We start from the raw sequence: 13,379 nt of genomic DNA on the forward strand, positions 1-13,379 counted from the left end.
TTTACTCTTTGACTTTAAAATGGCGGATTTGTTCATCTAGTTGTTTAGATAGAGAAGATAGTTCATCTGCACTATGAGAAACTTCTTCAACCGAGCTGTTAGATTGTTGAGCAGCGGCTGTCACTTGTTCCACACCGGCTGCAGATTCTTCTGAAACTGAAGCCACTTCTTCGATCGAAGCGTTCATTTCAAAACTATCCTCAGAAATTTTCTTCAGTTTGTCGGATATTTCACGACTTTTAGCTACCATATCAGTCACTGATTCCTCAATTTTGTCAAAAGTTTCTCCGGTTATTTTCATTTGTTTTGTTCCTTGATCCACTTCTTCATATCCATGCTGTAATGTTGTGACGACATTTGTAGACTCATTTTGTATACCGTTCACGATCCCTGTAATATCTTCTACCGAGTTGGTTACCTGCTCGGCTAATTTACGAACTTCATCCGCGACTACGGCAAAGCCTTTTCCGTGTTCTCCAGCCCGTGCAGCCTCAATAGCAGCGTTCAAAGATAGTAAATTGGTTTGCTCGGCAATATCTTGAATGACTTGTACAAGTTTAGAAATTTCTTGGGATTGTTGATCCAGACCTCGTACTTTTTCGACGGCATCTTTGACAATCTGGTCGATGTTCTGCATCTGATTTACCGAATGCTGCATCATCTGACTGCCATCATTCGTCATGGATAACACTTGTTGTGAAGAGTCTGCGACGTTTTCTCCATTCTGTCTGGCTTCCTTGATCTCGTTAACAAACGAATCCATCATCTCAGACAAGCGAGAGGAACTATGCGCTTGTGATTCAGAACCAGCCGAAAGTTCTTCCATTGTGGAAGCAATCTGTTCACTTCCTTCTCGAACTTCATCAGCAGATTGTTTTAAGCCAATGCTTTGTGTAGATACGGCTTCGGTTGCTTCTTGCAATTGTTCAATGATTCTCTTGATGCTTTCTTTCATTTCGTGAGTCGAAGTTGATAACTGTCCAATTTCATCATCTCTTTGTTGAAGGAGATCAACAGTCAGATCGCCTTCTTCAACAAGTTTCATATTTTCTTGTAAGGTAACAATGGGACGGCGTATTCGACGTGCAATAATGAAGGAAACAATGATAGATATGATTAAAATGATTAAAACGGTGATCGCAATTGGTAAGAGGACAGCAGCTCCTTTAGCTTCCAATTCGGATTTGTACACCGTGCCTATGATAATCCAGCCAGTCGTTTCATTAATCGAGTAGCCTAATGTTTTATCCTGCCCCTGAAATTCGTAAGTGACGACACCTGAAGGCTGGTCCTGCTCAATAATCTTCAGGTAATAGTTCTCTTCTGATTCGTCTGAACCTACAAGTTCAGCGTCCGGGTGGGAGATGAATGTTCCGTTTTTATCAAAAATGGCTGCGTAGCCGGTTTCGGCGATTTTTGCATTTTCCACAAGGTTAAGAAGGGAGGTCATATTAAGATCGATGGAGAACACTCCCATTACTTCACTGCCATCCATAACCGTGCGGGCAACACTCATGATCATTTCATTCGTATTGGTATCCATATAGGGAGCGGTCCATATGAGGTCCTCTTTACTTGCTACTGCGTCTTTGTACCAGGGACGTCCTCTAGGGTCGAAATCAGATGGTAAGGTCAAGGTGGAATCTGTAATGGTTTCACCCGATTCTTCAACACCCATATAAGCGTTCTTTACGATTTCATTGGATGAAATGATGTCATCCATGCGACGAATGACGCGGTCTTCTTCAGTAGCATAATTGATGAATGCCGGTTCCTGGGAATAGTGGTTGACGATATCTTCTTGAGATTGGAAAAACAATTCGAATGAATCATTTAAAGAGTTCATTTGTTTTTCTACATTATCGGTGAGTTCATCGGTCGTAATGGAAACGCCGAATGTATAACTCGCATAACCAATGATGATGCCAGCGGCCACGATTAATGTGAGAAATGGAATTAAGATTTGCCTTTGCAAGGTTCGGTTCCAAAAGGACCCCTGTTTGCTCTTGTTTCTTTTTTTGAACATAGTTGTACCTCCGATTCGTATGTAGAATCGATGCCGCATGTTGACAACATCGTTCTTCTACATTTATCGGCAAGTAGATACAATTTTCAATAGAACCGTCCTACATTTAATAAGAAAAGTGTTTTCAATAGTTGCTCTATGAATATAGAAAAAGCCACCATTTCAAGTAATAGAAATGGTGGCTCTAAGCAGTGGAGCATAGCGGGCTCGAACCGCTGACCTCTTCGCTGCCAGCGAAGCGCTCTCCCAGCTGAGCTAATGCCCCGTATATTTTTTCGACAATTATTATTTTATCTAGATCGTTGATAAAAATCAAGAGTTTTTTGTATTCTTCATAGATGGTTGTTTTCAAAATAAGGAAAGCATTAAAAATGAAGATGGGAGGTTGTGAAATTATATAATAAATTTTAATTTTGGAGGGAGGGTCGCGGGACCGATTCCACCCCTTTCATATCAAAAGGTCAGAAGTTTTTACATAATCTAACAATATACTTAATATTCTCAAAATTACAAAAACTATATTGACTTCTCTCTTTAAGGCTATATAATACTTTTATAACGATGATAACGCTTACATAAAAGGGGGATTCTCGCTTTTGCCTATTCTAGAGGTCGAAAATGTTTCGTTGCAATTCGGTGGAGTAAAGGCTTTGGACAACGTGTCCTATCATTTAGAGAAAGGTGAGATTTTTTCTTTGATTGGGCCGAATGGAGCAGGGAAGACGAGCATGCTGAACTGTATAAGTGGACTGTACAAACCGACTGCAGGCTCAATCCGCTTTAACGGTAAAGAAATACTGAGAATGAAGCCTTACAAAAGGACTTCTCTAGGTATTGCCCGTGCATTTCAAAATATCGCTCTGTTTGAACATATGTCTGTCCTGGATAATCTGAAGCTTGGACGTCACGTCAAAATGAAAGCAGGTATTTTCGCTGGTGGACTTTACTGGGGTGGTGCGGAGAAGGAAGAGGTCGTGCACCGTCAGTCCGTGGAGGAAGTCATAGAATTTCTTGAAATGCAGGACATCCGTCATACGCCAGTCGGTACACTTCCTTACGGATTGAAAAAAAGAGTCGAAGTGGGCCGTGCCCTTGCTCTTGAACCTGAAGTGATTCTGCTTGATGAACCGATGGCAGGGATGAATAGTGCTGAAAAAGAGGACATGGCCCGGTTCATCTTAGATATGCATGAACTGAATGGCATTACAGTGTTTCTCATTGAACATGATATGGGAGTCATCATGGACCTCTCTGACAAAATTGCTGTGTTGGACTTTGGGAAACGTATCGGATTTGGTACACCTGAAGAAATTCAGAAGAACCCGGATGTTATCAAAGCCTATTTGGGTGAACAAGAAGTGACCACATAAGGAGGGAATTGTGGAATGACGCACCGAACGCTACCTCAGCTTTTATTTGAAAAAGCGGAAAATGAAGGGAGGAAAGTAGCCTTTCGACAGAAGAATTTGGGCATTTGGAAAGAATGGACATGGCACAATTATTATAAAGAGGTTGAGTCACTGGCTCTTGGATTCCAAGAGGAGTTATCCATCCAGTCTGGTGACCGTATTGGAATTATCGGCGACAATCGGCCGCAATGGCTAGTGGCAGAACTCGCAGCCCAGGCGATTGGAGCATTGCCTGTAGGGATTTATCAAGATGCCTCCCCGGAAACGTTGGCTCATTACCTGCGCGAATGTGAACCGAAGGTATTAGTTGTAGAGGATCAGGAACAAGTAGACAAGCTGCTTGAAATTATTGATTCGTTTTCAACTATTGAGGCGATCTTATTTTATAATGAAAAAGGCCTTAGGTCCTACACTCATGAAAAGCTTATCCATCTAAAAAACGTTCAGGCCGTGGGTAGAACCCGCGCCAGTGAAGACCCGACTTTTTTTGAGCATCAAATTCAAAAAGTACAACCACTCGACATTGCTTTCATTACATTCACGTCCGGGGTGACGCGTGACCCGAAAGCCGCGACCTTCACACATACCAACTTGATTCAAACGGCTTTATCTCTTCATGAAGTAGACCCCGTTAAAGCCGATGATGACTACTTATCCTTCTTATCGCTTGCTTGGATTTGTGAACAAGTGATGGCGGTCGGACTGTCTCTGACAAGAGGCATGACGATCAATTTCCCTGAAGAACCATCCACTATTTTAAACGATTTAAGAGAAATCGGCCCACACTTGATCCAAGCACCTCCAAGAACATTTGAGAATATGCTGACCCGCTTCCGAATTCGAATCAATGATTCCACACGTTTGAAGAAAAAGATCTATGAACTCACTGAAACTGGCATAGAAAAAAATGCACGAGCAAAATTGAGCAACCGTTCGGTCTCTTTTTTATCGAAACTGAAATACTCGATCAATGACTTCTTTATGTACAGTGCTATACGTGACCATTTAGGACTCTCCCGTTTAAAACGCGCCTATGTGACTGGCGGCCGGTTGAATGAAGATGCCTATGAATTTTTCCAAGGACTGGGGGTCAATGTGAAACAAACGTATGGGTTAGTCGAAACAACAGGATATGCCACCATTCAGAGGGATGGGGAATGGACAGCAGCAGGGGCTGGGAAACCGCTGCCTGGGTTATCCATGAACATAGCCTCCAGAGGCGAAATACAAGCGGAGGGTCTCCAAGTCTTTGCCGGCTATCTCGGCGATCATCCTGTGACGGAATTTTCAACTGGGGACTACGGGGATATCCTGAGGTCAGGTGAATTGGAAATACGCGGGAGAATGGAGGAGCGCTTGGCCTTGGATTCGACCGATGGATTGTCATCCAGTGAAGTTGAGAGTGAGCTTCGGAAAAGTAATTACTTACAAGAAGCGGTTGTCTTCGGAGAGGGGCGTTCCTATTTAACGGCCATGATTACGATCCACCGGGCAAGTGTGGGGCGTTGGGCAGAAAAGAATCAAATTTCGTATACGAGTTACCGGGATTTGACCATGCATCCGGAGATCATTGATCTTATTAGGGATCAAGTCATTGAAATCATGGCATCCTTACCTGAAGAAAGTCGAATTAAACGGTTCGTCATCCTTCCTGAAGAGTTAGGACTAAGTGAGAGGGAAATGACTTCGACACAAAAAACGGTAAAAAGAACGGTGGAAAAGCATTACAAGCGGTATTTAGCTGCGTTATATAACGACTCCGGGCAGTTCGATACACTTTCAAATCTTTATCCTGAAGAAGCGGATGAAGGGGAAATCGTCCCGGTTATCTTATTGGATCGATCACAGGGGGTGGCATGAGTTGACTTTTTTTATGCAAATGCTTGTCAGTGGCATTGTAGTAGGAAGTATTTATGCGCTTGTAGCTTTAGGGTTTGTACTCATCTATAAAGCCAGTGATGCTTTGAATCTCGCAAATGGAGAGTTTGTTCTTATTGGTTCCTATATTTGTTTGACGCTGGTCACTGCTTTGAAACTCCCCTTTTTAGTAGCTCTTGCTGTTACCCTTGGCGTGTGTGGGGTGCTGGGGTTAATGGTTGAGAGAGTCGTACTTAGACCGTTACTGAATGCCCCGACCATTTCGGTCATTATGGCGACGATTGGGCTCGGTAACCTGCTTGCAGGGTTGGTCCATATGGTATGGGGTCACCAGACGCGCGTGTATCCAAATCTCTTTCCGAACACCCCGGTTACGTTCGGTGAAGTTCTGATTACGCCGGTCTATTTATGGTCGTTCATTATTGTTATGATTCTACTCCTTGCTTTTACGATCTTTTTCAAGTTCTCAAAAATGGGAGTGGCGATGCGTGCTGTAGCGGATGATCTCCAGGCAGCTGCCAGCATGGGGATCAACGTGAAGCGGGTATTTGCCATTACATGGGCGATTGCATGTATCGTCGCAGCTGTCGGTGGTGTATTGCTTGGAAATATTAATGGAGTGAACGCCACCATGAGTGTGATCGGCCTTACCGTTTTGCCCGTGGTCATACTTGGAGGATTGGATAGTATCCCTGGGGCCATCGTGGGTGGATTTATCATAGGAATTTTGCAGAGCATGGCAGGTGGATACATTGACCCTCTTGTTGGTGGGGGGTTGAAAGAAGTGTTCCCATTCATCGTTGTCATCTTAATTTTAATGATCAAACCGTACGGTCTCTTTGGAAAAGGTGGAATGGAAAGGGTGTGACGATATGAAAAATCCATTTGTGATGGAATGTGGCAACTACAAGACCCGTTACGAGAAAGATATGGCCATTTTTTCAATCAGACGTGTGAAAATCAGAATGCTTGGTCTCGCGATTCTGGCTTTCTTGTTTCCGTTACTTGCTGATAATTATGTCATTGGACTTGCAACGTTATGTGCGATTGCTTCGATCGGTGCCATCGGATTAAACATATTGACAGGATTTACAGGACAAATCTCGATCGGTGTCGGTGCCTTCCTTGGTGTGGGTGGTTATACATCAGCCATTTTGACAAGTACGTTAGGGCTGAGCTTTTGGGTGGCTTTACCTGTCGCAGGTCTTGTTACGGCTTCTGTAGGGGCATTGTTCGGAATACCATCCCTGCGACTGAAAGGACTTTATTTAGCGATTGCAACCCTGGCTGCTCAGTTCATCATTTTGTTTATCATCAGCCGGTGGACAGGCTTGACTGGCGGGACCTCTGGAATGGTGCTTCAGCGGCCATCCATTGGAAGCTTTTCTTTAATGTCTGCAAGCAGTTACTACTATTTGTGCCTGATCATTCTGCTTTTTACCATCGTATATTCCTTGAATTTATTCCGCAGCCGTACGGGTAGAGCGTTTCTAGCTGTGCGCGACCGGGATGTAGCGGCAGAAATTATGGGCATTAATTTGTTCACTTACAAGGTACTTTCCTTTGCCATCAGTTCCTTTTTTGTTGGGATTGCTGGCGCACTGCTTGCTCACTATACGATGATTGTAAGCCCGGAACTTTATAGTATTACGGTATCGATCCAATACTTGGCGATGATCTTAGTGGGTGGCCTTGGGAGCATCCTTGGAGCGATCCTCGGTGCTGTTTTTATTACACTCTTGCCTGTGGGGCTCGGTTTTGTAATGGATTATATCGCTGTCTATATGCCGGATATGCAAAACACGCTAGCCGCTTTCCAGGAACTTGCCTTTGGGGCAGCCATCATTTTGTTTCTCATCTTTGAACCTGGAGGCTTGGCGCATATTTGGAGTAATATCAAAAACTACTTCAAAGTTTGGCCATTTTCATATTAGCAAATGGAGAGATAGATCTTTCTACTTTAATTTTAGACAATCTAACCATAGAAAGGGAGTTGGGGAATTGATTAAAACGTATGTAAAATCGACCATGCTCTTGTTGTGTTTCGTTCTGTTGGTGGGTATCATGGCTGCTTGTGCTGGAGATGAAGGTGCCTCTGGAGGAGATGCTGAAGCTTCTGATGGAAACACTGTAAAAATTGGAGCTCTCTTTGATATTACAGGAGGTACGGGTGATGTCGGAACCCCATATTCAGAAGGTGAGAAAGCTTACTTTGACTATCTCAATAGTAAAGGTGGAATAGAAGGTGTCAAAGTCGAACTGATTGGTGACGATTACGCCTACGATATGGCAAAAGGACAGCGTTTGTACCAAGAGTTGCGTGACAAAGATGATGTATCGGCTATTCTTGGCTGGGGGACGGCGGATACAGAAGCGCTTCGTCAGCAAGTAGCCAATGACCAACTTCCGTATTTCTCTGCTTCCTATTCGGAAAACTTGAAGAATTTAGAGGAGAGTCCCTACAACTTTTTGACAGCTGCTACATATTCTGATCAAGGACGAGCTGTGGTGAAATGGATCAAGGAAAATCACGAAGGTGACAATCCAACGCTTGCTCTCCTTTACAACGATACCGCGTTCGGGCGTTCACCGATTGAGGATATTAAAGCATATGCGGCTGAGGCAGGCGTGGAAGTTGTGGATGAACAAGTCATACCTGTGACAGCGACAGAAGCACAGTCCCAAATGTTGAATATGGAAGAAACAAACCCTGATTATGCGATTATTCAGCAAACCTGGGGAGCAACTGCTACGATTTTACGAGAAGCACAGACGCTTGGCATTGATACCCAATTCATCGGTTTGAACTGGGCGACAGGTGAAGGCGTTGTAGAAATTGCTGGGGATGCGGCAGAGGGAATGTTAGGGGTCGTCACCCACGCTTTTCCTTATGAAGACTTGGAAGGGCTTGCTGAAGTTGAAGAGCACCTGCAGTCCAAAGGGGAAAGTCTGGAAGATGTCAGCCAAAAATTCATTCAAGGATGGGTAACCGCCAAGATCATGGCTGAAGGTATAGGGAATTCAGAAGAACTGAATGGAGAAGGAATTCGTAAAGGAATTGAACAAATAAGAGACTTGGATTTGGGTGGTCTAGCCGCTCCCGTCACTTTTTCAGAAGAAGACCATGCGGGAACGAATCAAGTCCGTCTAGCCGAAGTGAAAAACGGGAAATTTGAAGTCATCACCGATTATTTCAGTCATGAAGATTAAAGAAGCAGGGGGCTCATATAGAGGCCCCTTTTTCTAAAGGAAGGTGAACCGGCATGTTAAAAGTGGATAATATCGAAGTCGTCTATTCTAAAATGATTTTAGTATTAAAAGGGATGTCCATCGAGGTCCCTGATGGAGATATCGTGGCATTGTTGGGGAGTAACGGAGCTGGAAAATCAACGACACTCAAAGCAATCTCTGGTTTGCTTGGGGGAGATAATGGTCAGGTAACAAAAGGGAAAATCACTTATCAGGAAGAGGACATTACGTCAATGAGTCCAGATAAAATTGTTCAAAAAGGTATTTTTCAAAGCATGGAGGGAAGAAGAGTTTTCAAGCATCTGACGGTTGAAGAAAATTTAACAGCAGGTGCTCATACAAGAAAAGACCGAAGGAATATTAAGAAAGATATGGATCGTGTCTATCATTATTTTCCAAAATTAAAGACGTTACGCACCCGTCATGCGGGTTTGCTTTCCGGGGGAGAACAACAAATGCTCGCCATCGGCAGAGGGATCATGGCGAAACCGAAACTTTTGTTATTGGATGAACCGTCTCTTGGCATTGCGCCGCTTCTTGTCAAAGAAATCTTTCAGAACATCAAACAGATCAATGAAGAAGAGGGGATGTCTATCCTTGTCGTTGAGCAAAATGCAAATGTAGCCCTCTCCATCGCAGATTATGGATATATTATAGAGGACGGCCGGGCTGTTATGGAAGCGCCGGTATCTGAGCTTCTTTCTAACCAGGAAGTCCAAGAACATTATCTGGGTATGAGCGAAGAAGGGCGGAAAAATTATAGAGATGTAAAATCCTACAGGAAAAAACAACGATGGATCTAGAGAGGCAACAAAAATAAAAGAAGAAGCTTATACGGTAAAGACACTTCCTGGACAGGGAGTGTCTTTTATTGTCCAGGAAATAATTCTAGTGAAGAACAGATACACTATGTCGCAAAAAACGGAAACTTGTTAATGAATTAAGATTATGGGAAAAAGAGTAATAATAAAAATGAGGACGTTGATCGCCAATGTCATTGATATTCATGTTTTCCTTCGTAACGATCCGGTAAGACTAGAACTATCGTTTTATATTAATTGTTTACGTTGAACTGTGGCATCTATAGAGTATTGATATTTGTATTCCAAGGTTAACCGTTCTCAATTAGGGGAAGGGGGTAAGAAGAATCAGTGGTAGTCAGGAGGAACTGAGATGTTGTTTTCAGGAACAAAGCTTTCAGATCTTTCGAAAGCGTCTATTATTATTATTTTAGCGGGCTTTGCATTGGTGGGCGGAGCCGTTTATTTCTTTACTGAACTTGCGGCAGATGTCCTTGAACAGGAAAAGTTCGTTGTTGATCAGGCAGCGACAGATGTAGTGAGGTCCATCACTACCCCGTGGTTGGATACGTTTTGGGGATGGACGACGGACTTGGGCTCCGTTTTATTCATATCCATAGCATCTGTAGCCTTGCTTATCTTTTTATTGTTTTTCTCCCCATTTAGTCGGTGGGTAGGCATTTATTTTGTGATTGTCATGATTGGGGTTAGTTCTCTGACGAAATTATTGAAAATTACCTTCGAGCGCCAACGTCCTGAAGTGCTGGCCGAGTATGATGGCACGGGTTTCAGTTTTCCAAGTGGACATACAACAGGATCCGTGGTTTTTTACGGGTTTCTCATCTATTTAGTCGTCATCAGTCCATTGAAGAAATCTTGGAAATGGACCATTAATATAGCACTGGGTATATTGATTACACTTGTCGGACTTTCCCGGGTTTATCTAGGCGTGCACTTTTTCACAGATGTCGTAGGAGGGATGTTATTCGGTCTGGCATGGCTGCTTGTGTGTATAGCGGCACTTGAAATCACGATATGGAATCAGAGAAGGAGACAATCGGGGAGTGTTCAATCTCACTCAGAAGGGAAGACTGAAAGGAAGCAAGAGAAAGGGTGATTGAACCATGTTGTATATATTAGCCATATTTTTGCCACCTTTAGCTGTTTTGCTGACAGGTAAACCACTAAAGGCGCTATTAAACTTATTATTAACTTTGATTTTCTTTGTCCCTGGAGCAGTCCATGCAGCCGTTGTAGTGAAGGGGCATTATGATGGTAAAAAACGAGGATAAGAAAAAAGCCTGACAGCATACACACATGCTGTCAGGCTTTTCTTTTATACCCCTCGCTTATTCCCCCAGACAAGTGCGTGCACTTGTGGGAGAACGCGAACTTTATTCAGCTTGGAAGAGGCGACCACTTGGTCGATCAGCCATTCATATTGATCGAGGAGGTGACTCGCTAATGTTCCTGCTTCTTTTTCTTCCAAATCGTCGTTGCCGACTTGCAAAAAGAAAGGGACATGAGGATAACGTTCATGGACTTTTTCGGCATAAGTCAGGTCCTCATTATTAAAAATGACCACCTTGATACTCGTGTTCTTCTGTCGGCCAGCAGCTTCCAGTCGATTAAAGATATCATCCAAAATACTCCAATCCGTTTTCATCCTGGAACTGGGGGGCTTAGGGGAGAGGGTCAGGTCATCAATTTGGGTGAACCATTCCTGCCAGCGGCTGCCCTGTGTCTCAAGGGCCACTTCGATGTTTCTTTCATGAAGCGGACCAATCAGTTCATATAAATTTTTTAATAGAGCCGGATTGCCACCTGATATGGTGACATGATCGAATTGATCTCCTCCGATTTCTATAAGTCGGTTCAAGATTTCTTCCGAGGTTAAACGCTCAATGTCATGTTTGGCGCTTCCGTCCCATGTAAAAGCAGAGTCGCACCATGCACAACTATAATCACAGCCGGCGGTACGGACGAACATCGTTTTTCTACCGACGACCATCCCTTCACCTTGAATGGTCGGTCCGAAAATTTCGAGTACGGGAAACTTATTCATCGATCATCCACTCCCGTCTTGCTTCTGCATAACTCGTCGGAGTTTCATATAGTTTCACAAATTCAACACGACATTTATTCGGATTGTTTTTCAAGGCATCTTCCATTTTTTCATAGATCCACACGACCATGTTTTCCGCCGTCGTATTCATGTTCGGAAGTGTATCATTCAAATACCTGTGATCAAGGTGAACTTCAATCTGTTCTTTCCAAATCTTCTTGATGTCACCAAAATCAATGACAAGTCCAATGTCATCAACAAAGCCGCTCACTCCAAATATCACTTTATACGTGTGTCCATGAAGGTTCTTGCATTTTCCTTCATAACAATGCAAGTGATGGGCAGCATCGAAAGTGAATTCTTTGCTTACGAGGACGCGCTTTTGGTGATATTTCAGCTCATGACGTTTGATGTGATCATCGATTTTCTCCAAGTTTTCAACAATGGTAAAGCCGTACATTATTCTGTCACCTCTTTTTTAGCGATATACGTATCAAGGCCATTCCTGCGTAGTTCACAAGCCGGGCATTCCCCGCACCCATCTCCGCGTACGCCGTTGTAGCATGTCAAAGTTTTCTCCCGGACATAGTCAAAAGCGCCCAAATCATCCGCCATTTCCCAAGTTTCTGCTTTGTCCAGCCACATGAGCGGGGTATGAATAACGAATTCATCATCCATAGATAGATTCAAGGTGACATTCAAGGATTTAACAAAAACATCCCGGCAGTCAGGGTAACCGCTGAAGTCTGTTTCACAGACTCCGGTAACCATATGTTTTGCTCCAATCTGACGCGCAAGAATTGTAGCAAAAGACAAGAATAATAGATTCCTTCCCGGCACAAAAGTAGAAGGAAGTTCCCCCTCTTCCCCATCTTTCACTTCAATATCATCCCGTGTTAAAGCATTAGGAGCGAGCTGGTTAAGTAAAGACATATCAAGGACATGGTGACGCACCTGCTGATCTTCAGCGATTTCTTTCGCCACTTCTATTTCTTCTTTATGCCGTTGATTGTAATCGAACGTAACGACTTCCACAGATTCGAACTTCTTCAATGCCCAGAACAAACAGGTGGTACTGTCCTGCCCGCCACTGAATACAACCACAGCTTTATTGTTTTTTTCCATAAAAAAAATTCTCCTTTCATACTCGAAAAAGAGAATTCTACACACCCAAAACCATTAAAAAAACCGCACCTAAGGCAAGGTGCAGTTCCATCCTTAGTTTTTTATAGAGGGTGTCGCTAGAACCTCTCCTGCCCTGAAGCAGACTTTATTTAATTTACCCTACTCATCTTAACACGAGAATATTCCCCTGGAAACCCTGACATATCCAAATTATCTACTGAGCATTATTAAACAATATGGCAGGATTCTTGAAGACTTGATTTCGAGACTATTGTTGAGTGGATGGGGCTGCGGGGAATAGCTCGCTTTCCGCGGGAGCGCGGTGAGCCTCCTCGGACTGCCGTCCTGTGGGGTCTCACCAAGCACTCTCTTCCTCTTAGATATCCGGTTCCGGCGCCTAGCGGCTAGTGAGACTTCCCTCGCTTCTGTACGATAAGTCAACATCGAATCACTTCGTTCTTCGTGTTCCCTTTATCTCCGCCAGCTCAGTCCAGTCCATACGCCGCTGATCGAGGCGCCTGCACACTTAAGACAGGAGTCTCGCCATTCCCCTCCGCCCCTTTGCCATGGAAGATTCTCGAAATCACTACTGGAACAATCAGCTTGAATGACTGAGGACCATAGATCATATAACCTCTCCTCAGCAGGCCTTCAGAATTTATAAGCTTGATACAGAGCACTTTATACCTGCCATAATTTGGGGAATAGGAGCCCATTCCTCTAGGTATAGGGGGCGTTTCTCCTTACTATGAAAGCGAGTTGCTTCCCAGCCACCCCTGACGCTCTACCAGGTAACGCCTCCCGGGAACATCTCGAAACTGAGTCTT

General features: G+C 43.8%; 13 protein-coding genes, 1 tRNA gene and 1 riboswitch. Of the genes, 8 read left to right on the plus strand and 6 right to left on the minus strand.

The genetic code is table 11. The annotated features are described in order from the left end of the window. Position 1: 1 nt before the first annotated feature. Both ACXACN_RS19395 and ACXACN_RS19400 read right to left on the minus strand, forming a co-directional pair. A complete protein-coding gene (locus ACXACN_RS19395; protein ID WP_474966688.1) occupies positions 2-2,026 on the minus strand; it encodes a methyl-accepting chemotaxis protein in 2,025 nt (674 codons plus the stop codon). A gap of 192 nt (positions 2,027-2,218) precedes the next feature. Beyond that, positions 2,219-2,291: transfer RNA gene (locus tag ACXACN_RS19400), tRNA-Ala, on the minus strand. A gap of 331 nt (positions 2,292-2,622) precedes the next feature. On the opposite strand from ACXACN_RS19400, the gene ACXACN_RS19405 reads away from it, so the two are divergent. The 8 genes from ACXACN_RS19405 to ACXACN_RS19440 all read left to right on the plus strand — a co-directional run bounded on the left by ACXACN_RS19405 (position 2,623) and on the right by ACXACN_RS19440 (position 10,654). Next, complete coding sequence (locus ACXACN_RS19405; protein WP_474966690.1) at positions 2,623-3,396, plus strand: ABC transporter ATP-binding protein; 774 nt, start codon at positions 2,623-2,625, stop codon at positions 3,394-3,396. Positions 3,397-3,411: 15 nt separating this feature from the next. Then, positions 3,412-5,295 carry an AMP-binding protein gene (locus ACXACN_RS19410; protein WP_474966691.1) on the plus strand — a complete coding sequence of 628 codons (1,884 nt, stop codon included), beginning with the start codon at positions 3,412-3,414 and terminating at the stop codon, positions 5,293-5,295. A gap of 1 nt (position 5,296) precedes the next feature. After that, positions 5,297-6,181, plus strand: a complete 885-nt coding sequence (locus tag ACXACN_RS19415; protein ID WP_474966692.1) for a branched-chain amino acid ABC transporter permease — start codon at positions 5,297-5,299, stop codon at positions 6,179-6,181. A 4-nt stretch (positions 6,182-6,185) separates the two neighbouring features. After that, a complete protein-coding gene (locus ACXACN_RS19420; RefSeq protein ID WP_474966694.1) occupies positions 6,186-7,247 on the plus strand; it encodes a branched-chain amino acid ABC transporter permease in 1,062 nt (353 codons plus the stop codon). A 94-nt stretch (positions 7,248-7,341) separates the two neighbouring features. Continuing rightward, entirely contained in the window at positions 7,342-8,523 is a 1,182-nt protein-coding gene (locus ACXACN_RS19425; protein WP_474966926.1) for an ABC transporter substrate-binding protein, read from the plus strand. Positions 8,524-8,576: 53 nt separating this feature from the next. Then, positions 8,577-9,365 carry an ABC transporter ATP-binding protein gene (locus tag ACXACN_RS19430; protein ID WP_474966696.1) on the plus strand — a complete coding sequence of 263 codons (789 nt, stop codon included), beginning with the start codon at positions 8,577-8,579 and terminating at the stop codon, positions 9,363-9,365. A 370-nt stretch (positions 9,366-9,735) separates the two neighbouring features. Next, a complete protein-coding gene (locus ACXACN_RS19435; protein WP_474966697.1) occupies positions 9,736-10,479 on the plus strand; it encodes a phosphatase PAP2 family protein in 744 nt (247 codons plus the stop codon). A gap of 7 nt (positions 10,480-10,486) precedes the next feature. Next, on the plus strand, positions 10,487-10,654 hold the full coding sequence (locus ACXACN_RS19440; RefSeq protein WP_474966699.1) for a YqaE/Pmp3 family membrane protein: 168 nt from the start codon (positions 10,487-10,489) through the stop codon (positions 10,652-10,654). Positions 10,655-10,698: 44 nt separating this feature from the next. On the opposite strand, the gene queE is transcribed toward ACXACN_RS19440, so the two are convergent. The 4 genes from queE to ACXACN_RS19460 form a co-directional block, all read right to left on the minus strand. After that, positions 10,699-11,427 (minus strand): 7-carboxy-7-deazaguanine synthase QueE, encoded by a 729-nt coding sequence (queE, locus tag ACXACN_RS19445; RefSeq protein WP_474966700.1) that lies wholly within the window; start codon positions 11,425-11,427, stop codon positions 10,699-10,701. Beyond that, positions 11,420-11,887 carry a 6-carboxytetrahydropterin synthase QueD gene (queD, locus tag ACXACN_RS19450; protein ID WP_474966701.1) on the minus strand — a complete coding sequence of 156 codons (468 nt, stop codon included), beginning with the start codon at positions 11,885-11,887 and terminating at the stop codon, positions 11,420-11,422. Before queD ends, queE begins: the two co-directional genes overlap by 8 nt. Then, positions 11,887-12,552, minus strand: coding sequence for a 7-cyano-7-deazaguanine synthase QueC (gene queC / locus ACXACN_RS19455; protein ID WP_474966703.1), 666 nt, complete (start codon positions 12,550-12,552; stop codon positions 11,887-11,889). Before queC ends, queD begins: the two co-directional genes overlap by 1 nt. A gap of 87 nt (positions 12,553-12,639) precedes the next feature. Beyond that, positions 12,640-12,684, minus strand: a riboswitch (PreQ1 riboswitch). Between the two features lie 353 nt (positions 12,685-13,037). Next, on the minus strand, positions 13,038-13,181 hold the full coding sequence (locus tag ACXACN_RS19460) for a hypothetical protein (protein WP_474966704.1): 144 nt from the start codon (positions 13,179-13,181) through the stop codon (positions 13,038-13,040). Between the last annotated feature and the right edge of the window lie 198 nt (positions 13,182-13,379).

This window comes from Halobacillus sp. AWM4_238, from assembly GCF_056158265.1.